Source organism: Candidatus Hydrogenedentota bacterium (genome assembly GCA_035416745.1).
Taxonomy (GTDB): domain Bacteria; phylum Hydrogenedentota; class Hydrogenedentia; order Hydrogenedentales; family SLHB01; genus UBA2224.
This window is the reverse complement of record DAOLNV010000007.1, coordinates 88600-110184: the sequence shown is the minus strand read 5'-3', so window position 1 is coordinate 110184 and position 21585 is coordinate 88600. Positions and strand designations below refer to the sequence as shown.

The following is a 21585-nucleotide window of genomic DNA, read 5'->3' as shown; positions in this document are numbered from 1 at the left end:
CGCAACAGGCGCTCGTACTATTCCCGTCAGTGGCCGTCCAGACCTCCTGCCTCCCGGGGCAAGGCAGCGCATGTGCCGCTCGTTTGGTTCCAGCCGCGAGTTGTGGTTGCCCATGTGCTGGTTGCGTTCGGGGACGGAAATAGGCCAAAATGAGGCATTCCAAAGTTTCGAATTCCGTCGTTTTGCCGTTAGAGCGGTCGCAAGAGTCGCGACGCGGCATCTTGTGGCCGGGTAAAGAGGGCTGTTTCATGAGAAAGATATTGACTCTTGTCGGAGTGGTGGTCGTCATTGTGGCCGTGGCTTCATTCAACCAGTGGTACCGTATCAGCAACATCGTCAATCTCCACACCGAGGCCGCGAAAAGCGTGCGGCAATCCCTGGTCCAGAAGGGCATGCGCCCCGTAAGCTGGGAACTGTTGGGACAGACCGGGGGCGCCTTCGAGTCAGTTCCTTCATACCCTGACGAGGTAAAGGCTCTCGACGGAAAACAGATCACGATCGTCGGATACGGCATTCCCCTGGGCGGCGATGCCCCGGTCGAGGAGCACAACCATACCCAGGCATCCATGCTTCCGTCCCTGCCCATACTGGACCTTGTTCTGGGACATTCGCATTCGACCAACTACAAGGGAGTGCCCGAAGTCCTTCTGACACCGTTGCCACTGGAATGCTATTGGAAAAAGCGGCCGCCCACGAATCAGGCCATGTACGTCCGAACTGCCGAGCCGGTGGGATTTGCGGAGGGCGGTGTGCTCGCCCTGCGTGGCAAGCTGGAGTTGCGGGAGCAAGAAGGGCCTAAATTCTTTTTCGTGCTCAAGAATGCCGAGCTGATTCAGTGATGGACGCCGGAGGGCCTGGCGCAGCCTTTTCACTCGAGCAACCTGTATCTTCGCTTCCCGGTATCGGCGAAAAACGCGCCCTGCTGCTTCTCAACCTTGAGATCGCCAGCGTCCGCGACCTGCTTTTCCATTTTCCCCGCGACTACCAGGACCGCCGCCAACCCACACCGATAGCACGCCTGAAAGATGGCGATACCGCCACCATCAGGGCTGAGGTCGTGCGTTCGAACTCCCTGCGCTTGCGCCGCCGGCTCTCCGCCACTGAAGCACTGCTTCGCGACGACTCGGGCGAGGTCAGGGCCGTATGGTTCGGGTTAGGGTTTCTCTCGCGCACGTTGACGCCCGGCAAACAAGGCTTTTTCACAGGTGCGGTAGGGAAATGGAACGGTTTGAGCCTGCGGAATCCCGACTACGAATTGTTGTCAAATGACGACGAGGATAGGCTCCATACTGGACGCATCGTGCCCGTTTACCGTCTCACCGAGAAGTTGTCACAACGGATGTTGCGGCGTTGGGTGCGGATTGCCCTGGATGAAGCCAAGGATTTGGTTGAGGACAGGCTCCCTGCCGAAATAGCCAGACGCTGGCCGCATCGCGACGTGCGCCGAGCCATCGAAGCGGTCCATTTCCCCGCGAGCATGGAGGAAGCCCGAAAGGCCCGCGACCGTTTTGCTTACGAAGAACTCCTGGGCATTCAGCTCGGCATACTGCAGGGCCGTGCGCGGCGTGCCCATGAAGAGGACGGCTACAGGCACGCCATTGACGGTCCGCGCCTTAAGGCGTTGCGCGAATCGCTGCCGTTCACTCTGACAGCCGCCCAACGACGCGCGGTTGGCGACATTCTGGCAGACATGGCTTCGCCCCGCCCGATGGTGCGGCTGCTTCAGGGGGATGTGGGCTGTGGGAAGACGGTTGTGGCCCTGCACGCTGTGGCAGCCGCCGCTGATGGGGGGTACCAGACCGCGCTGATGGCGCCGACAGAGATTCTGGCCGAGCAGCACGCCCTGAACCTCCGCGATTCCCTCGAGCCGCTGGGCCTGTCGGTCGAGGTGCTTACCGGTTCAACGGGAACAGCGGGCAGCGTGCGCCAACTGACGGCGTCGGGGGACGTTGACGTACTGATCGGGACCCATGCGCTGATTCAGGAAAAGACCGATTTCCGCAATCTCGGACTGGTCATCATTGACGAGCAGCACCGCTTCGGCGTGGTACAACGCGATGCCCTGGTCCGAAAAGGGACGCATCCCGACATCCTCCACATGACCGCTACCCCCATTCCGCGCACCCTGGCCATAACCGTATACGGGGGAATGGACATCTGCGTCATCGACGAACTCCCACCCGGAAGGCAGCCCGTGAAAACGCGGCGCGTCACCCCCGCAAAAGTCGGGGCTCTCTATGACTATATCGCCGAGCAGGCACAAGAAGGATGGCAGACCTACATCGTGTGTCCACTGGTCGAGGAGTCCGACAAGCGCGACCTGACATCCGTGGTCAACCATTTCGAAGAACTCTCGGCGGGCCCGTTTCGGAATCTCAGGACTGGGCTTCTTCACGGGCGCATGGCATTTGCGGAGAAAGACGCGGTCATGCACCGTTTCAAACGGGGCGAACTGGACGTAGTGTTCACCACCACGGTGATCGAGGTAGGCATCGATTGCCCCAATGCCACCACCATCGTGATTGAAGATGCGCCGCAATTCGGCCTTACCCAGCTTCACCAGCTTCGGGGCCGTGTCGGGCGGGGCGCCCACCCCTCGCATTGTTTTCTTCTGGGGAAACACAAGACTCCCGAGGGCAAGAAACGCATGGAGATTATGTGCAGCACCAACAGCGGCTTCGACATTGCCGAGGCCGATCTCCAGTTGCGCGGTCCCGGCGAATTTCGCGGCGTGCGCCAATCGGGCATGAGCGACCTGCGCGTTGCCGACTTGATCCGCGACGTGCGCCTCCTCGACCAAGCCCGCCGCGAAGCCGAAGCCATCCTCCGGCGCGATCCCGAGCTGTCCAGCCCTGAACATCGTCCACTGGCCCAATTAGCCAGCCGGTACGGGGCCGTGAACCTGTGATTTCGCATTTGAGCCCGAAGCCTCCCATGCCTATACTCTTTTCGGGAGCAGGGAGGGCTTCGTCATGCAGCGGCCAACGGCAGTAACGGTCTTTGGGATCCTGAACATCGCCTTCGGGGTAATGGGGATTACATGCACTCCGATAGGGCTTATCATGTCATCGCTGTCGCAAAGGATGTTTGAGAACGTCCCGCAAGCACAACAGATGGGAAACCCTTTCCAGCAGATGATGAGTGATCCTCGTTTCATGACGTATACCTATGTCAGCACGGCCTTGGGCATGGCGGCATCGGCCGCGCTTCTGGCGGCGGACATTGGTTTGCTCAAACTGCGTCCCTGGGCGCGGTACCTTTCAATCGGGTACAGCGTCTACGCGTGGGTGGCCGTGGTCATCGGCGCTATCGTTTCCTATTACATCATATATGCTCCGATGATCGAGAAGATGGCACAACAAAGCGGACCTGAGGCCGCTCCGTTCATGGGCGGCATGGTCTTTGGCATGTTTGGCGGGATGTGTTTCGGGTTAGTCTACCCGACGATCCTGTTCATCTTCATGCTGATGCCCAACGTCAAGGAGGCTTTCCAACCAGACTGGGCCAGCCCGCCTCCCGTTCCGCCCTATATGCCCTAGCGAACGGCGCGTATCACCACCTGCTTAGACGAAAAGCTCCCATGAACTGGAGCTTTTCTGTTCAGGTTGCGACAGACTTCTATCGTGCCATCCAGAGCATGTTCGCGATTATCAGCTGTTCAAGACGGATGAGAAACTCGGGGTTCTGGTCGGCATTGCGATTCCCGGGCCGCCGGGATTCGGCGGCCCCGGCTGCTACCCGCTCCGGCTTTGGGCTGGCGCGCTTGCTCCAAAACATGGCTGCTGTTTCCTTTCGTCCGGCAACGTCTCCGGATTGCGGAGCGGGCGCATTTCAAGTAGAAACGCGCCCGTTAAAGTTCGTGATTCGCTCTCTTGATAAAGAAAACCAGAGACGGCATCGGCCTATTCCATCAGGTTGAGAAGGAAAGGAGCGCTCACGACAGGAACCAGCGGTTAGCCTCGTACCACGCGACTGTCCGGCGAATGGCTTCCAGAGGCTGGTTCCGTGTGCAAAAGCCGAGGGAACGGGCGAGCGACGCATCCGGCCACGCTTCGAGCAGCTCGCCTGCACGCCTTGGCAGGGCTCCCACGCGCAGCAAGCCAGCCGCATCCAGCGATTCGGCGACCATGCGCGCCACATCCAGGATGGCCATGGGCGGATAGGCAGGGGCGTTGAGCAGCGGCGGAAACGGCGCGGGTTGAGCCGCGCGGATACCCGACTCGAGTAGCAATCCCGCCGCGTCGTCCACATACAGAAATGCCCGGCGCTGATCGCCGACAGTCATCGGGATTGCCTCCCGCAAAAGGGCTTTGCCGATCAGTTCCGGCACGAACAGCGACGGCGGTTGCCCCGGACCGAACACTATCGGCAATCGTAACACGCATGCGCGAAGTCCGTCGCGCCGCACAGCCCCCAGGACGCTCTCGGCGGCCGCCAGCTTTCCCGCGCCGTAGGCATTGAACGGTTCACAATGACGGTCCTCGGTCCACGGCATGGGCGCCGTCCCGTACTCCATCTGGGAGCCAGGCATGACAAGCACCGGGCGTTCGGGTTCGGGAAAGCCAACCAAGGCATCGACCAGGGAGGCCGTAAGCGCGGCATTCCCTTCGAAGGCGCGGTTCCAGCTTGACGATTCGTCCGTGCGCTCGATGGACCCGGCGCAGTGGATGACCATCTCGGGACGCATTTGGCGGAGTATCTGGACGGTGGCCTCCGCATCACGGAGATCAACTGCGTGAACAGCGACAGGCGGATACCCCAGAGACTCCCGGACGCGGTCCGCACGCTGGGACTGGGCCACGACATCCACGCCGACGAGCCGGGCGCCCATACGGTGGACCGCCGCCGCCGTGTGGATTCCAATGAACCCTTGAACACCCGTAACCAGGATTTTGCGGTCCGTCAACGCAAGAGGTGTCGTATCGGACATAGCAGGCCTTGTCTACGCGGAATCGGCCCAGGGCAAACCCCTGTCGAAAGCATTCTGCGTGTATTTCATAATCTGCCCGCGCGTTTTTTCGCGCATAGCCGACGTATCAAACCTGGATTCATGTGCCAGTTTGTACCAGGAGACCGTCTCCGCGACAGTGGTCTGGAAATCCCAGACCGGCTGCCACCCGAGGAAATGCCACGCTTTGTCGATGGCGAGCTTGAGGAAACGGGCTTCGTGGACCGCTTCCGACTCGATAGCCTGTGTCCACGCGCCCCCTCCCCATGCGGCCACGATAGCGTCGCACAGCTGCGCCACCGTGCGTTCCGATTCGCGGCCGGGTCCGAAATTCCACGGCGTCCTGCAGTCGAAGGATGCGTCATCGTCCAGAAGCGCCGCGCCAACTTGAAGGTATCCCGAAAGCGGCTCGAGCACGTGTTGCCAGGGACGAACAGAGAGGGGATTGCGCACCGGGATTGCCTCATCTTTCATAAGGGCGTTCATGGCGTCGACCATGATCCGGTCGGGCGACCAGTCTCCGCCGCCGATGACGTTTCCCGCGCGGCAGCTTGCCAGGCGGACGGCGGGCGCGTCCGCGGTTTCGGTATAGAAAGACCGTCGCCAGGAAGCCACGAGCAGTTCCGCCATGCCTTTGCTGGCACTGTACACGTCATGCCCGCCCATGGGCTCGTCTTCGCGGTAGGCGGCATAGGTTTCCCGGTTTTCGTAACACTTGTCCGACGTGATGACTACTACGCCGCAGGGGCGTTCAGGGCCATAGCCCGCACGATCGATCGCGTTCAGCAGGTGGGCAGTGCCCATGACATTGGTGTCGAGCGTTTCGAGGGGGATTTCGTAAGAGAGGCGCACGATTGGCTGGGCGGCCATGTGAAACACGAGGTCGGGCCTCACGGCCGCTACGTGAGCCGCAAGCGGTTCCGGGTCGCGGATATCGAGAATGCGGTGATTCACCCGGTCTTTCAGGCCGAGGATATCGAACAGCGCCGGGTCGGTATTGGGTTCGAGGGCAAGGCCGTACACCTCGGCGTTCAGAATCTCGAGCCAGCTTGCCAGCCAGGAGCCTTTGAAACCGGTGTGCCCGGTGATGAGCACTTTCTTGCCACGGTAAAAATCGCGAAACGGCATGTGTGCTTTTCCTCCCCGCGACTTCATCTGTCCGGGCCGTTACGGTGCGGTGTCAGCTTTTCTTCAACCATGGGGCTTCGCCGCGATTCCACATATCGTTGAGCAGGGTATACTCGCGGAACGTGTCCATCGGCATCCAGAAACCGTCATGATAGTAGGTCATCATCTGTCCGTCGCGCGCGAGGCGCTGAAGCGGCTGGCGCTCGAAGGTGCACGACTCTTCGGCCGTCACATAATCGAACACGCCGGGTTCGCACACAAAGAATCCGCCGTTGATGTATCCGGCGGCAGCTTGGGGTTTCTCCTGGAATGAGGTGACCTGGTTGTTCTTGACCACCAGTTCGCCGAACCGCGCGGGAGGCCGCACGGACGTAATGGTGATGAGTTTGCCGTGTGACCGGTGGAAATCGGCCAATGCCCTGATGTTCACGTCACCAACGCCATCACCATAAGTCAGCATAAACCGATCGTTGCCGACGTATTTCTGAATGCGCTTGATGCGGCAACCCGTCATGGCTTCGAGGCCCGTCTCAGCAAGGGTGATCTGCCACGGCGGCATTTCGGTATCGGCGTAACGCACCGTCCCGTTGTTGGCCATATCGATCGTGATGTCGGCTGTTTGCGCGCGGAAATTCAGGAAGTACTCCTTGATCTTCCATCCCTTGAAACCCAGACAGAGCACGAAATCCCGGTAACCGTGCAGACTGTAAATGTCCATGATATGCTTGAGCACAGGGAACTCCCCGATGGGGACCATCGGCTTTGGAATCTCGCTGGACACGTCGCGGATGCGCGTGCCTTTTCCACCACACAGGATGACGGTCTTCACGTTTACCCCCTGCTCGAACTCGACATCCGTTTCTCAGGGGCCCGAGTATCAGCCTGCCGAGCCATTCCACGACAAAACCCCGAACGAGAGCCCGGTGGACTCCAGCCTTAGTCTCCAGCCTCCCCTCTCGGCGTAAGTTGCGATTCCTTCGCAGCTTCCATAGTATACGGCGGTTTGCACGGGTTCAAGACGCAGAAAAGAGGCGCCCTGTTTCCCTGGAATCCAGACAGGGGCTATGTGAGAGACTATGATCAAGGCTTTATACCCCGTTTTCTGTCAAGATAAGGGCGCTACCCACGCATGCTATGCCCTGCTGTCGGCCATGCGAAACGAGGCCTTTCCAGTCGAGTACTGGTCGCCGCAGTTCGCAGCGCATTTGAATGACGGCTTTCTGCGCCCGGGCATGCCCCGGCCGCTATTCCGGCTTCTCTGCAGGTTGAATCTGTATCGCAAACCGCTCGTTTCCACCTGGGCCATACGCCACCTCGAAAAGCGGTATCTGAACGGGTTCCATGACGGCGATATTGCTTATCTCTGGCCGGCGGTATCGGTCGAGCTCTATCGATCCGTCAAGCAACGCGGCATAACGATTGTCGCCGAGCGCATCAACTGTCATCGAAAGACCTCACTCCGAGTACTCCGTGAGGCCTATGAGAAACTTGGTTGGCCGCCCAAGCACGGCATCAAGGAAGCGGACGTGACCGTCGAGAGCGAAAAAATGGCGCTGGCCGATTACGTCTTTGCGCCGAGCAACAATGTGGCAGCCTCTCTCGTGGACGCGGGAGTCCCCGAGGCTAAGGTCCTGCAGTCGAGCTATGGGTGGGAACCACGAAGGTTCCGATTCCAAGATAAGGCCGTTTCCAACCCGGACTGCCCAACCTTCCTCTTTGTGGGACGGGGGTGCGTGCGGAAGGGGGTTCCCTGGCTGCTGAAGATGTGGGAGCGGGCAGGAATCCAGGGTCGGCTGCTGCTGTTCTTGTTGGGCGATATGGAGTGTGCCGTTTCCGAGCACTATTCAGAGTATCTGAACCGCAGCGACGTGATAATTCCCCAGGACACCACCGACATCAACGAAGCGTATCGCAAGGCCGATGTGTTCATTTTCCCGACCCACGAAGAAGGCAGCCCCTTGGTCAGTTATGAGGCTCTCGGGTGGGGGCTCCCCTCCCTGGTAAGCCCCATGGGCGGCGGGGCGATTGTGCGAGACGGGGTGGAAGGGTATGTAATGGATCCATATGATGTCGACCTCTGGGCCGAACGGATTCACACGATTGCCCGGGACCGTGAGCTTCGTGAAAACATGGCTCGAGCCGCCAGAGCCCGCGCAGAGGAATTCACATGGGACCGGGTAGGGCTTCGCCGTCGTGCCCAGTTCCTGAATATTATGCGTAAATAGCTCACTTATAACGTTTTACGCATTTTGCGCCGCCGCGGCCTCTGCGTCCGGGTTGACAGTAGGCATACTGGCTCCTACAATATGAGCGTCAACGTGGAGTCTGGAATGGTCAACAGTTGGAGTGGTGCATGAAGCAATCCCTTATCGAGCTGGTGGATGTTATCCTCCGCCGGATTCAAGAGCAACCGGAACGGGCCACATCAGAGATAGGACTTCGTAAGTGGTTAGCCGGTCAAGGATATAAGAAGCGCGATATAGATGCTGCAATGAAGTTAGTTGGCAGCCGAGTAGTCCCCTATCACATGGTTCAGCAGGCGCAACCAGTGCCGGTCCGCGCACTGGCGGAAATCGAGTTTCATAAAATGACGGCCGAGGCCCGTGATGCCCTGAGCCGGCTCGAATTCTACGGGCTGATCTCACCGCAGGAGCGAGAAGCCATCCTGGACAACGTGGTTCAGTTTGACGGGCGCATCGGCCTGGATGAGTTGGATTATCTGCTTTCCTGGATAGTGTGCGGCGGACGCGATTTTGAGTCACAGCAGACGATTTACGGCGTGATGGAAGGCCAAACGGAAACCTTCCATTGATAAGCTGGCGATGTGGTTTGCCTGACGCCCTTCCCGTGGGTGGGAAGCGGCGTCGTTGTTTGATCAGGAGCAATATATGGCGAGATATCTGGTCGTTGTAGAATCCCCTGCCAAGGCGAGGACCATCAATAAATTCCTTGGTTCGAGCTACATGGTGAAAGCCTGCTACGGTCACGTCCGGGACCTGCCCAAAAGCTCGTTGGGCGTCGACATCGACAGGAACTTCGAGCCTCAATATGTCCAATTGAAGGAGTCGCGAAAGGCGGTCAAGGAGCTGCAGGAGGCCGCGGAAAAAGCCGACCGCATTTTGCTTGCAACAGACCCTGACCGTGAGGGAGAAGCGATTGGGTGGCATGTGGCGGCGCTGCTGGAGAAGGTCGGGAAACCCGCGGCACGGGTAGTCTTCAACGAGATTACCAAGCGTTGTGTCTGTGAAGCCGCGAAAAATCCGCGTCCCATAGATGCGAACCTTGTTGACGCACAACAGGCGCGGCGTATCCTCGACCGGCTGGTGGGCTACAAAATCAGCCCGTTGCTCCAATTTGGGATGCAGCGCGGGCTGAGCGCGGGGCGAGTTCAATCGGTGGCGGTGCGGATGGTCTGCGAGCGGGAAGAAGCTATCCGCAATTTCGTGCCGCGCGAGTATTGGACCCTCGATGCGGATTTCTTGACTCCCCGAGAGGAGGGTTTTACCGCGCGGCTTACGAAGGTCCGCGGCGAAAAAGCGGATCTCGAGAACGAGGGGCAGGTTCAGGCGGTTCTGACTGCTCTTGATGGCGCTGAGTTTCGTGTCGCAGGCGTCGAGAAGAAGGAAGTCAAGCGCCACCCCTATCCGCCTTTTATCACAAGCACCCTTCAGCAGGAGGCGTCGCGCAAACTGGGCTTTGCTCCCCGCAAGACCATGGTGATCGCCCAGCAGTTGTACGAGGGTATCGCTCTGGGCGCGGAGGGCCGCGTCGGGCTCATCACGTACATGCGCACCGATTCCACCCGCCTGGCGCAAGAAGCCATTCAAGACGTGCGTCAGCATATCGCGACGCATTTCGAGCGGGCCATGCTGCCTGATCAACCCAATTTCTACCGCAGCAAGAAGGGGGCCCAGGATGCTCACGAGGCCATTCGCCCAACGAGCGCCGGCCATACGCCGGAAACGATAGGCCGGTTTCTCGATACCGACCAGCTCAAGCTGTACACGTTGATCTGGAAACGGTTCGTAGCGTGCCAGATGGCCTCGGCCATCTTCGATCAGACGTCGATCGATGTGGAGGCGCGAGAGCACATCTTCCGGGCGACCGGGGCGGTTCTCAAGTTCAAAGGTTTCCTGGCGATGTATGAGGAAACCGTCGAGGATCCCGGCGAGGACGATGCTACCGCCGGTTTGCTTCCTGGGGTTCAAAAAGGAGAAGAAACACGGCTTCAAGCGTATAAGCCGGAACAGCACTTCACGCAGCCTCCCCCCCGCTTCACTGAAGCATCGCTCATTCGCGCTCTCGAAGAGAATGGCATCGGACGCCCCAGCACCTATGCACAAATCATGAACACGATCGTTGAGCGCGGCTATGTTGTGCGCGAGAAGCGCCGGCTGTGTCCAACACCTCTCGGCGAAAACGTCAATAACGTCCTGGTAAGCAATTTCCCGGACATTCTGAACATCAATTTCACTGCGGAACTCGAGAATGAACTCGACGAGGTGGAAGAGGGCCAGCGGGAATGGCACGACTTGTTGCGCAGCTTCTACACCGAGTTTGAAAAAGACCTGCATGCCGCTCAGCATAAGATCGTGACCGAGACCGTCGGCGAGGGCACAAAATGTCCTAAGTGCGGCAGCGAATTGGAATTCATGACCGGCCGTTTCGGTCCGTACCTGCGCTGCGTGAAACATCCCGACTGTGATGGGCGGGTCAATGTGAAGCGGAAGAAGGAGGAGGAACCCTCCGATGTCACATGCCCACAATGCGGCGCACCCATGGTGTACCGCCGGAGCCGGTTTGGCAAGTTTCTGGGTTGTTCCCGCTACCCCGAATGCACGTACACGCTGAAGAAAGACGGCAAAGAAAAGAAACCGGCGGAGCCTGTCGGCCTGAAGTGCCCGCAGGATGGCTGTGACGGCGACCTCGTATGGCGCCTGGGCCGCGGAAAACGCTTCGTTGGATGTTCACGCTATCCCAAGTGCCGGTTCAGCGTCTTTGGGGATAAGGAAGCTGAGACGCCTTGTCCCAAGTGCGGTCATCCTTGGACGATGGGGTCCAAGCGGGGTAGGCAACGAATCTGGCACTGCGTTGCCTGCAATCATGAGCATAAGGAGTTCGCCGCCGAAACCAAGGCGTCCGAGCCTCACGTGGCGGAGCAGTCCGAGGTCTAGATTCGTTTCTCGGAAGGGGAGAATGGGATGAGGGATCCGCAGGTCCGGCGGTTCGCGGATTACCTTGCGGCCGAGCGCGGGTTCTCGGGCCATACGCAGCGCGCATACTTCAATGACATCGCCCAGTTTTGCGATTACCTCGAACATGGGCCAGCGGCGTTTTCCGCCGAAGACAAGCAGGAAGCCCCCGAGCCCCGGTTTGATACCTTGCGCCGCGCCAACCGGAACGATATCCGCGCGTTTCTGGGACATCTGCGCACGCTTGGTTCTTCCCCTCGCACCACGGCGCGGAAGTTGTCAGCCATTCGCGCCATCTACAAGTTCTTCGTGCGTGGAGGGGTTCTGGAAGAGAATCCGGCCCAGGCGGTGCGTTCGCCGAAGCTTGCGCGCGACCTTCCGGATGTGCTGAGTATTCCAGAAGTGACGGCTTTGATGGAGGCGCCGGACGCCGCGACCCCATTGGGCCGGCGCGACCGCGCCATTCTCGAAACCCTCTATTCAAGCGGGGTGCGCTGCGCGGAGCTGGCGGGCTTGACGCTTGACGCCGTCGATCTGATCGGCGGCACGATGGTGGTCTTGGGAAAACGAAGAAAAGAGCGTATCGCTCATCTGGGTTCGTTCGCGCTCGAGGCGTTACAGGCTTATCTCACCGTAAGGAATTCCCTGGGCCATCCCGGTCATTTTCGGGTTTTCGTGAATGCGCGGGGCGGCCCGCTCACGACGAGAAGCGTGCAACGGGTGGTCGAAAAATACGTGCGTGCCGTGCTTCCCGGCCATCGCAACGTTTCACCCCACACCTTGCGTCACACCTTTGCTACGCATATGCTGAACGGCGGAGCGGACCTGCGCGTGGTGCAAGAGATGCTCGGGCACGAGAGCCTGTCCAGCACGCAAATCTATACCCACGTAAGCGTCGACCGCCTGAAGGAAGTGTACCGGCAGGCGCATCCCCACGCGTGAGATACGCAAAGCAGGCTTTGGAGGACACGATGGACACGTTTCACGCAACCACAGTATGTGCGGTGCGGAAAGGCGACACAGTCGCTCTTGGCGCCGACGGACAGGTAACGCTGGGCAACACGGTTATGAAGTCGACCGCAAGCAAGATCCGGCGGCTGGCCGATGGGCGTGTGCTGGCCGGTTTTGCGGGTTCCGTGTCCGATGCCATCTCCCTATTCGAACGGTTCGAGGGAAAGCTCAGCCAATACAGCAGCAACCTCTCGCGCGCGGCCGTGGAACTGGGCAAGGAATGGCGGACCGACAAATACCTCCGGAACCTCGATGCGTTGCTGGCGGTATGCGACAAGGAACAGTCGCTGCTGATCGCCGGCAGCGGGGAAGTCATCGAGCCCGATGACGGAATCATCGCCATCGGCTCGGGCGGGGCCTTTGCCTTAGCCGCCGCCCGCGCCCTGATGCATCACACGTCGATGACGGCCGAGGAAATTGTACGGGAAGCCCTGCTCATAGCCGCCGGAATCTGCATCTATACAAACGACCACATCCGCGTCGAGACACTGTGAGCCGGGCTCATGCGTATTCGCTGCTGTATTTCTGAACAGGGATTTCGAGATGGCATTGCCGCGCGATTGACTGCTGAGAGAAACAGAAACGGGATACGTTGAAGACCGCGGGGCCGGCCCGCATGATTCGGTATCGCGAGGCGTCTTAAAGAGGGAGGGTATCGCCGTGAATGACGGTCAAAAGATCTGTTCCAAGTGCGTGTTGCCCGCAACGTTTCCCGGCATCTCCTTCGATGAACACGGCGTCTGCAGTGTATGCAGGGCGCACGAGGAACGGTGGCGTAACTGGGATGCAGGCCTTCCGGCAAAGCGCAAGGTCCTCGAGCAGTTGTGCGCCGACGCAAAACGCAAGAAGAAGCCCTTTGACGTGCTGGTCCCCTTGTCAGGCGGCAAAGACAGCATGTACGTACTGTACCTTGCAGTGAAAGAGTTCGGCCTGAAACCGCTCGCCTACACGTTGGAGACAACAGCTACTTGACGCCTCACGCCCGTGAAAACATCGACCGGGCCTGCCGTATTTTCGGCGTGGAACACGTTTATTACTGTCTTGATCCCAAAATGGTCAACAGCCTTTTTGCGTTGTTCATGTAAAAAGCCGGGTACTTCTGTTCCGTCTGCCTGCGGGGCATTTCTATGGCCTCCGAACTCGTTGCGGACATGTACGACGTCCCCTTGGTGTTTGGAGGGTCTTCGGCACGAACCGAATTGCCGCTGACCCGCGAAATGTTCCAGACGGGTCCCGTGGCCTACATACAGAACGTCTTGAAAGGGGAACCCGCCGGCCCGGCGTGCCGGCGCTTGATGTATCAAGGCAGCTTGAAGCGGCGCATCGGTTACCGCTGGTTCTGGTGGGGTGCGCAGAAACGCCTTCGGCTATGCGCATGGATCAACCTTCCGGACTACGTCGAATGGGATTACGAGACCATTTACCGCGTTATTCGAGAGGAACTGGGGTGGCAGGCGCCCGAACACGCCACGGAGCACACCGACTGCGGCATTCATCCTGTTACCACGTATCTTCACAATCGGCGCTTTCCAGGGTTGGAGGTCAGGCGGCTGACGATGGCACGGCTGATACAGGCGGGGCAACTCGAACGGGGAGAGGCGCTGCGGCGGTTAAGAGAGGAGCCTGAGGAGGAATGCCCAGAGGATGTCATGACAATGTTTCTTGAGAACCTGGGCATGACGCGTGAAGAATTCGACCGCTGCATCGACGCGGGACCCCGCCATATGCAATTTGCGCCAAAACCAAGCAAGGCGTGGGAATTCGCCCGTAAGGTGAAGCGCAGCGTGTATGCCGCACTGGGCGTGCGCAAATAGCGGCACGCCGCTCGAAAATGGAATAACCGCAATTGCCTGATGCGCTGCGCGCGGCACGGCATGGCCGCCAAAGAAGGGGCCTTGTGACTACGGACCGGCCCAATACGACTCCTGAATAAGAGCAAACTCGGAGCCCTGGCCACCGTAGGTCCGGCAGAGACCAGGCAGCAACAGCGGGTGAACAAACGGCGCCTTCCGGAGCCCCGCGGGAGCCCGCAGGCGGCAGCCCGGGCGAACCGCGATACCATGCTCAGCCCTGTCGCTGCTTTACGAGCATGTACGGAGCCTCGCAGGGGCGGCAGGGGATAGCCCACGGCCAGCCGCGCGGACTGGGCGATTCCCCAGAATTTTGACCCCATTTCGAGCCTTCTGTTAGGGTGACTCTTTCAGGAACTGATACATAAGGGGACATCTTGCCAATACGCGTAGGACTTCTTGCCTTCTTGCCGATGGCTGTTCTCATTTCTTCCTTGTGTTTCGCGACGGAAGACGCCGCGCACGCCGTGTCCATGCGGTGGGAAGACATGCCCGAACTGCCGGAACCCATGGGAGGACACTTCGCGGGCGTGAACGAAGCCGCGTCCGGCGGCACGGCACTGATCGTGGCGGGCGGCACAAGGTGGGAGGGTTCCTTTCTGGCGGGGGGCACAAAACACTGGCTTGACACAATCCATGTGTATACCTTGCCTGAGGGGACGGGAAAGAAGGCGGGCGTTGCGGGCGCCCTTCGGGAGCTGTTCCGTTTCAAAGCGAAACAACCACTGGGCGAGGCCGTGAAGACCGGGTCCTGGCGAAAGGCCGGCCGCCTTCCGGCTCCCCTGTCTTACGGCGCGTCGGTTTCCACAGCCAAAGGCGTGGTCTGCATCGGCGGGATGCATGACAAGACATATTACGACAGCGTCCTGCTTCTGCAATGGGACGGCGCGGCAGTCGTGCAATGGGAATTGCCTGCGTTGCCCAGTCCTATGGCGCTGGGATTCGCGGCGGCAATTGGCAACGTGATCTACGCGGGTGCCGGTCAGAGCGGCCCGGATATGGATTTGGAACAGTTCTGGAAGTTGGACCTCGACGAATTGGATACTGGATGGGAAGCGCTCGAGCCGTGGCCGGGCCCCGCGCGTATTCTTCCCGTGGCAGCGGCGCAAGACGGGTCGCTGTTCATGTTTTCCGGCGCGGCATTCCGCCAGAATGGCGTCAGCCGCGAGTATCTCACCGATGCCTACCGTTTCACCCCCAGACAGGGATGGAAGCGCCTCGAGCCGTCGCCGCGTCCTATCGCGGCGGCTCCGGCGATTGCCTGGGGAGATACGCACATCCTGGTCTTCAGCGGGGACGATGGCAAGCTCGTGGACCAGATCGTGGAGCTGGGCGGCAACCATCCTGGATATCCCTTGGGCGTTCTTGGATACCACACGGTCACAAACACATGGACAACGTTCGGGGAAATCCCTGATTCGCTGTTGACGGCCCCCGCCGTAGTATTTCAGCGCGGCATTGTAGTCCCTGGCGGCGAACCAAAGCCCGGGCAGCGCGTACAGCGGGTGCTCTGGGGAGTGCCCGAACGTACGCGCAAAGCCTTCGGGTGGCTCGACTATACGGTGGTCGGCACCTATTTTCTGGTACTTGTCGTGATGGGCCTCTATTTCTCGCGGCGTGAGAATAGTACCGACGATTATTTCATTGGCGGCCGCCGCGTGCCATGGTGGGCCGCCGGCATGAGCATCTACGGGACTTTGCTGAGCGCAATCTCGTTTCTGGCGACGCCCGCAACGACTTACAAGGGCAACTGGATATACTCGGTCAGCAACGTGCTTATCTTACTGGTGGCATTGATTGTGGTTCACTTCTACCTGCCCTTTTTCCGGCGGCTCAATGTGACATCGGCCTACGAGTACCTCGAAAAACGGTTCAATCTGGGCGTGCGGATGTTCGGAAGCACGGCCTTCACGGTATTTCAACTCGGCCGCATGGGGATCGTGCTGCTGCTACCGGCGTTGGCCCTGTCAGCAGTCACCGGAATTGACCTTCGGCTTTCCATTCTGGCGATGGGCCTGTTGTGCACATTCTACACCGTGCTCGGCGGGATCGAGGCCGTTATCTGGACCGACGTACTCCAGGTCATCATTCTGCTGGGGGGCGCATGGCTGTCCTTCTTCCTGATCAGCGGCTCGGTAGACGGCGGCTTTATCGGCATGATTCAGACGGGATACGCCGACGGGAAGTTTCATTTGGCGACGTGGGGATGGGATATCACGCAAAAAGTGTTCTTCGTGGTGATCTTGGGGCGCTTCCTCGAAGCCTTAATCCCGTACACGACAGACCAGACGGTTATCCAGCGGTACCTGACGACGTCTTCAGAGAGACAGGCTGCGCGCTCGATTTGGACCGGCGCCCTTTTCAGTCTGCCCAGTTTCATGGTCTTTTTCGGTATTGGAACCGCGCTCTATGTGTTCTACAAAGAGCACCCGGGCCAACTGGACCCGAACCTGACGACGGACCAGATTTTCCCGCTGTTCATTGTGCAGCAGATGCCCTCGGGAGTGGGCGGGCTGGTGGTTGCGGCGGTTTTCGCGGCGGCAATGTCCTCCCTGGACAGCAGCATGAACAGCGTATCGGCGGTACTGGTTACGGACTTCTACCGGAGGTTCAGCGGGGGTGGCAGCGAGAAGACGGCTTTGAGCCTTGCGCGCGCGCTGACTATCGGGCTCGGCGTGTTTGCGACGGCAGTAGCTCTTTACGTGGCCGTAAGCGAAATAACGGGGTTGTGGGAAAAATACATGAGCATCATCGGTCTTTTCGGCGGCAGCCTTGCGGGCGTGTTCGCGCTGGGTATCTTTACCCGGCGCGCGCACGGAGCAGGCGCGTTGATTGGCGCGGTGGCAGGCGCCGGCGTGCTGTATTATGTCGAGAGGTACACAGACGTAAGCTTCTTGCTGTACTCTACGACAGGAATCCTCACGAGCTTCAGCGCCGGGTATGTGGCGAGTCTGCTCATACCCGCGCCTGCCAAGGATATTACCGGCCTCACCTGGGCAACCCTGGGGAGGCGTCCACAGGAAGACTAGAGTAGCGTCTTGCGACACAACGGTGGAAATGAGCTATGATCTACAGGAAATTGGGTAAATGGGGAGTTCGTATCAGCGCCCTGGGCATGGGCACTGATATGAATCTGGGCGACCGTTGCGACGAGGCTATGTCGCGCGAAATGGTCCGGCTCGCCTACGAGGCCGGCGTGAACTATTTCGACACGGCAAACGGCTACGGCAACGGCAATGCCGAGACCATGCTCGGGAAATGTCTCGCGGATTATCCCCGCAACGAGCTGTTCGTGCTTACAAAGGTGGGCGGGCATTGGAGGGAAGGGCCGAATGCGTCCGGTCTGTCCGCAAAACACATTCGTGAGAGTTGCGACGAGAGCTTGCGGAAACTCGGCATGGATTATGTCGACGTCCTGATGTGTCATCGTCCGGACCCGAATACGCCACTCGAGGAAACCGTGCGGGCTATGGACGATTTGATTCGGTCGGGAAAGGTCCTTTACTGGGGCGTAAGCAACTGGCCGGCGGGATTGCTAGCGAAGACTAACGCCGTCGCACGCGCACTGGGCGCGCGGGAAGTGGCTGCGAACGAGCCACGGTATAACCTCGTCTACCGGTTCCCCGAGACCCTGATATTCCCAACGACCCGCGTCGAGGGGATCGGGAACGTCACGTTCTCGCCGCTTGGACACGGTCTCCTGGCCGGGATCTACAAGCCGGGCCAGGCGCCGCCGAGCGGGTCACGCGCCGCGGTGGACGGACAGAATCCGGTCACCCGGGGCCTCTATTTTCGGGAAGACCGCATCCAGAAAGCCCAGGAATTCACGGGGATAGCCGATGAACTCGGCGTGCAGGCCGCCGAATTGGCCATCGCCTGGGTGATGCGGCAGCCCGATGTCACCAGCTGCATCCTGGGCGCGTGGCGGCCCGAAGAGTTGGCGCTGGACCTCAAGGCCGCGGCGTTGTCTATCCCCGATGACGTTCTCGCAAAGCTCGATAAGCTATTCCCGCCGCCGTCGATTCCCACGGTATGAGCAATGGTCACGCGCTGGAAGGGCACTGTATCACTCGAGAGCGCGGGTACCGGACTCGTGCAGGGTCTCGAAGATGCGCTGCAGCAGGGTCGGCGCGCTTGAATCGCGCAGCGTGGCTTGGATCTCCTGAAACGGACCCTCCAAAGCGAGAAATGCCTGAATCACCCGCTCATCAAACTGCGTCCCCGCGCCTTCGAGGATGATGTCGCGCGCTTTTGCGTGGGGGTAGGGCTCCTTATAGGGGCGTTTGGACGTCAGCGCATCGTACACGTCGGCAAGTGCCACAATGCGGGCCTCAAGGGGTATCTGCTCGCCTTTCAGGCCATCGGGGTATCCCGTGCCGTCCCAGCGTTCATGGTGATGACGGGCGATGTCGCGCCCGATAGCCAGAAGAGTGTTCGAGCCCACTTCCTTATGTGCCGCGCTTAAGGTATCTCCTCCGATAGTCGTATGCCACGTCATCACGTCGAATTCGCGCGCAGTGAGGCGCCCCGGTTTCAGCAGGATCTGGTCGGGAATCCCCACTTTGCCGATATCATGCAACGGGCTTGCCACATACAGGCTTTCGATGAACTCAGCGGTGATGGGCGTATCCATCAGGCCTTTGCCGGCAAGGCATTCGGCCGTGAGCCGCACATACCGGCGGATACGCTCGAGATGTTCGCCTGTTTCGGGATCGCGCGATTCCGCGAGCTTCGCGAGAGAGAAAACCGTAGCCTGTTGAATGCGCTCGAGTTCTGCGGTGCGTTCGCTGATGCGCTGCTCGAGATGCCGTTGATGCTCGATGATTTTGTCCTGCAATCGCTTCGCCCGCACGGCGCTGCCAATTCGCGCCTCAAGCACGGCGGAGTCAAACGGACGCAGGACGAAATCGTCGGCGCCCGCTTCCATGGCTTTCACGTAGGCTTCATGCTCGGTTGTGCCGGTGAGCAGTATTACGGGTATATGTCGAAACCGGGGGTCGCCCTTGATGGCCCTGCATACATCATAGCCATCTGTGCCGGGCATGATGAGGTCGAGAAGAACAACGTCGGGACAGACCTCTTTGAAGCATTCAAGAGCCTGTGCTCCGGTTTCCGCTGTGACCACATGGTACCCGCGGGGAGCAAGCAAGCGTTCCAGAAGTTTCAGGTTGTCTTGCAGGTCGTCAACGGCCAGAATTGTCGGAGGGTCCTTGGCTTGACGTAAGGTCATACTGAACGGCTCCCCTAAAACCTAGTACACTAAGATAGGCCCTACTATATCCGAATTCACCGTAAAACCCGCGCAATACCCCAGCTTTTCCATAACGTACAGTACCATTTTTCGCCTTTTTACGCAATCAGTACTATGGGTCCGACGGGATTCCGGGATACCCCAGATGGGTTACGGTTTGCGGTTCTGCCCCAAATGGGGAGATTCGACACCATGCGGAATCATTGTAACAACATATATCCGAATCATTTACAGCAGGAGCGCCGTGCGGCATGATACTTGTTGTTAGGTCAGACATGAAGGGGAAGATTTGTGTCTATATACTTGTGGGCGGCCTAGTTGCCGTAGTACTCGCTGCGTTTCCGGCAGCGTCTCAGCCGACGCTCGAACGGATCGCGGGCGACGAGCGTGTTTATCTGAACCGGGCTTCGAAGGTAGTGTGCTCGGCGCGGTGGCACGGCGCTCCGGATGCGTACGTGGTGCTGCCGCCGGAATTTGACGAGGTAGACTGGGCGGAGATGAAACTTGGTCCCAGCGAAGGATTTGTGCGTGATGGCGAGAACGTGGTTCAGCAAACCGTTGTCATAACTCCCCGGAAAACGGGTACCTTCGAGGTTCCGGAAATACGCGTCGGTTACTTGACTCCGGGTGATCTGAACGCGTCGCAACAACCGGAGGAGGTATCCGGAGAGCAGGAGCCGGAGCGAGAGGTTCCGAAGCTCCGCCTGAGCGGATACAGCGTCGAGGTGCGGAAAGATCGGACCGTGCTGTGGGCCGCGCTGGCAGTGATTGGCGCGGGCGCCGCGCTCTATCTCGGGGGGATGGGCGTCTTTCTTCTGCGCAAGACTGCGGGAGGCGCGCCAGCGCCCCGGCCAGCCGGAGAAACAACGGGAATAAGCGGCGAACGCCCCCCCGACGTGCGCGCCGCCGGGCTGGCGCTTCATGAGGCCAAACGATGCCGCGTCCAGGGCGACGTTTACGCATTTTACGTCCACCTCGCGAAGGCTGGCGAGCTGCTGGGGAACCCATACGGCGAATTGGCGGCCTCGCTGCAGACGCGAGCCCAGAAAGCCGGCTTTCAAGGATATGCGCCGACCGAGGATGAGATGGATATGGACTACCGCGCGGTCGCGCGCGTAGTAACACAAACTAAGGACGAAGACGAAGCCCCGGCTTCATGATACTGGGAGGTACCGAACATATGGCACTGTCTGTTGAGGCGATTCGTAAAGAGGTGGAGGCGCAATCGAAGTTCGTTTCGCGGTTGCGCGACCAGATGGCGCGGGTCATCGTAGGGCAGCAGTACATGGTGGACCGGCTCCTGGTCGGCCTCCTGGCCAACGGGCACGTCCTCATCGAGGGCGTGCCGGGCCTCGCCAAAACCACCGCCGTGAAAACACTCGCCCAAGCCATGAGATGCTCCTTCAGCCGGATTCAGTTCACCCCGGACCTCCTCCCCGCCGATCTCATTGGCACCCTGGTTTACAACCCCAAGGACGGACAATTCACGACAAAGAAGGGCCCGATCTTCGCCAACGTCATCCTCGCGGACGAGATCAACCGCGCTCCCGCCAAGGTGCAGAGCGCGTTGCTCGAGGCCATGCAGGAACGCCAGGTGACCATTGGAGACAAAACATTTCTGCTCGACGAGCCGTTCATGGTTCTGGCCACGCAGAATCCCATCGAACAGGAAGGCACATATCCGTTGCCGGAAGCGCAGGTTGACCGGTTCATGCTCAAACTGCGCGTAAACTATCCAAGCAAAATCGAGGAGCGCGAGATAATGGACCGGGTAGACCTGCTTCACGCGCCCGAGGTGCGCCCGGCAGTCACGCGCGAGGAGATCCTCCAGGCCCAGGCGCTCGTCAATCAGATCTACGTAGACGAGAAGGCCAAGGATTACATCGTCAGCATCGTTCAGGCCACGCGTCACCCCGAGGCATTCGAACTCAATATCAGCCACCTTATCGAATACGGCGCTTCGCCCCGCGCGACGATCTACCTGCAGCAGGCCGCCCGGGCGCTGGCGTTCATGCAGGGGGAGGGCAACGTTTTCCCGAACGACGTCAAACAGGTGGCGATGGACATTCTCCGCCACCGCATCATCGTCACGTACGAAGCCGAGGCCGAGAACATGACCAGCGAGGATATTATCCGGCAGATTCTGGATACGGTGCCGGTGCCATAGGATTCGGAAACAGACGCAGATATGATTCCGCAAGAAGT

The 21585-nt window shown here is 59.6% G+C and carries 19 protein-coding genes; 14 read left to right on the top strand and 5 right to left on the bottom strand.

Annotated features, from left to right (window positions below; translation table 11 throughout):
- Positions 1 to 248: 248 nt before the first annotated feature.
- From PLJ71_04565 to PLJ71_04555, 3 genes are all read left to right on the top strand, one after another.
- Complete coding sequence (locus PLJ71_04565) at positions 249 to 839, top strand: hypothetical protein (protein HQM47936.1); 591 nt, start codon at positions 249 to 251, stop codon at positions 837 to 839.
- The gene (recG, locus tag PLJ71_04560; protein ID HQM47935.1) at positions 839 to 2908 is read left to right on the top strand and encodes an ATP-dependent DNA helicase RecG; all 2070 of its coding nucleotides are present in this window, start codon (positions 839 to 841) and stop codon (positions 2906 to 2908) included. Before PLJ71_04565 ends, recG begins: the two co-directional genes overlap by 1 nt.
- A gap of 64 nt (positions 2909 to 2972) precedes the next feature.
- Positions 2973 to 3539: a hypothetical protein gene (locus PLJ71_04555; protein HQM47934.1), complete on the top strand. Its 567-nt coding sequence runs from the start codon at positions 2973 to 2975 to the stop codon at positions 3537 to 3539.
- A gap of 79 nt (positions 3540 to 3618) precedes the next feature.
- Here the strand turns inward: PLJ71_04555 and PLJ71_04550 are convergent, their stop codons facing one another.
- The 4 genes from PLJ71_04550 to rfbF all read right to left on the bottom strand — a co-directional run bounded on the left by PLJ71_04550 (position 3619) and on the right by rfbF (position 6905).
- The gene (locus PLJ71_04550; protein HQM47933.1) at positions 3619 to 3777 is read right to left on the bottom strand and encodes a hypothetical protein; all 159 of its coding nucleotides are present in this window, start codon (positions 3775 to 3777) and stop codon (positions 3619 to 3621) included.
- A 157-nt stretch (positions 3778 to 3934) separates the two neighbouring features.
- Positions 3935 to 4930, bottom strand: coding sequence for an NAD(P)-dependent oxidoreductase (locus tag PLJ71_04545; protein ID HQM47932.1), 996 nt, complete (start codon positions 4928 to 4930; stop codon positions 3935 to 3937).
- 12 nt (positions 4931 to 4942) lie between these two features.
- The gene (gene rfbG / locus PLJ71_04540; protein HQM47931.1) at positions 4943 to 6076 is read right to left on the bottom strand and encodes a CDP-glucose 4,6-dehydratase; all 1134 of its coding nucleotides are present in this window, start codon (positions 6074 to 6076) and stop codon (positions 4943 to 4945) included.
- 52 nt (positions 6077 to 6128) lie between these two features.
- Positions 6129 to 6905, bottom strand: a complete 777-nt coding sequence (gene rfbF, locus PLJ71_04535; protein HQM47930.1) for a glucose-1-phosphate cytidylyltransferase — start codon at positions 6903 to 6905, stop codon at positions 6129 to 6131.
- 247 nt (positions 6906 to 7152) lie between these two features.
- Between rfbF and PLJ71_04530 the strand changes: the two genes are divergently transcribed.
- The 9 genes from PLJ71_04530 (at position 7153) to PLJ71_04490 (ending at position 18165) form a co-directional block, all read left to right on the top strand.
- Entirely contained in the window at positions 7153 to 8301 is a 1149-nt protein-coding gene (locus PLJ71_04530) for a glycosyltransferase (protein HQM47929.1), read from the top strand.
- Positions 8302 to 8429: 128 nt separating this feature from the next.
- Entirely contained in the window at positions 8430 to 8888 is a 459-nt protein-coding gene (locus tag PLJ71_04525; protein ID HQM47928.1) for a DUF494 family protein, read from the top strand.
- Between the two features lie 76 nt (positions 8889 to 8964).
- Positions 8965 to 11250 carry a type I DNA topoisomerase gene (gene topA / locus PLJ71_04520; GenBank protein ID HQM47927.1) on the top strand — a complete coding sequence of 762 codons (2286 nt, stop codon included), beginning with the start codon at positions 8965 to 8967 and terminating at the stop codon, positions 11248 to 11250.
- Between the two features lie 27 nt (positions 11251 to 11277).
- Complete coding sequence (locus PLJ71_04515; GenBank protein HQM47926.1) at positions 11278 to 12210, top strand: tyrosine recombinase XerC; 933 nt, start codon at positions 11278 to 11280, stop codon at positions 12208 to 12210.
- A 29-nt stretch (positions 12211 to 12239) separates the two neighbouring features.
- Positions 12240 to 12773: an ATP-dependent protease subunit HslV gene (hslV, locus tag PLJ71_04510; GenBank protein HQM47925.1), complete on the top strand. Its 534-nt coding sequence runs from the start codon at positions 12240 to 12242 to the stop codon at positions 12771 to 12773.
- A 166-nt stretch (positions 12774 to 12939) separates the two neighbouring features.
- Positions 12940 to 13251 carry a hypothetical protein gene (locus PLJ71_04505; protein HQM47924.1) on the top strand — a complete coding sequence of 104 codons (312 nt, stop codon included), beginning with the start codon at positions 12940 to 12942 and terminating at the stop codon, positions 13249 to 13251.
- Positions 13252 to 13406: 155 nt separating this feature from the next.
- Positions 13407 to 14093 carry a hypothetical protein gene (locus PLJ71_04500; protein HQM47923.1) on the top strand — a complete coding sequence of 229 codons (687 nt, stop codon included), beginning with the start codon at positions 13407 to 13409 and terminating at the stop codon, positions 14091 to 14093.
- Between the two features lie 413 nt (positions 14094 to 14506).
- Positions 14507 to 17158 carry a sodium/solute symporter gene (locus PLJ71_04495; GenBank protein ID HQM47922.1) on the top strand — a complete coding sequence of 884 codons (2652 nt, stop codon included), beginning with the start codon at positions 14507 to 14509 and terminating at the stop codon, positions 17156 to 17158.
- A 35-nt stretch (positions 17159 to 17193) separates the two neighbouring features.
- On the top strand, positions 17194 to 18165 hold the full coding sequence (locus tag PLJ71_04490) for an aldo/keto reductase (protein HQM47921.1): 972 nt from the start codon (positions 17194 to 17196) through the stop codon (positions 18163 to 18165).
- A 30-nt stretch (positions 18166 to 18195) separates the two neighbouring features.
- On the opposite strand, the gene PLJ71_04485 is transcribed toward PLJ71_04490, so the two are convergent.
- Positions 18196 to 19359 (bottom strand): response regulator, encoded by a 1164-nt coding sequence (locus PLJ71_04485; GenBank protein HQM47920.1) that lies wholly within the window; start codon positions 19357 to 19359, stop codon positions 18196 to 18198.
- 272 nt (positions 19360 to 19631) lie between these two features.
- Between PLJ71_04485 and PLJ71_04480 the strand changes: the two genes are divergently transcribed.
- Positions 19632 to 20540 carry a hypothetical protein gene (locus tag PLJ71_04480; protein ID HQM47919.1) on the top strand — a complete coding sequence of 303 codons (909 nt, stop codon included), beginning with the start codon at positions 19632 to 19634 and terminating at the stop codon, positions 20538 to 20540.
- Between the two features lie 20 nt (positions 20541 to 20560).
- Positions 20561 to 21547, top strand: a complete 987-nt coding sequence (locus tag PLJ71_04475; protein ID HQM47918.1) for a MoxR family ATPase — start codon at positions 20561 to 20563, stop codon at positions 21545 to 21547.
- Positions 21548 to 21585: the final 38 nt, after the last annotated feature.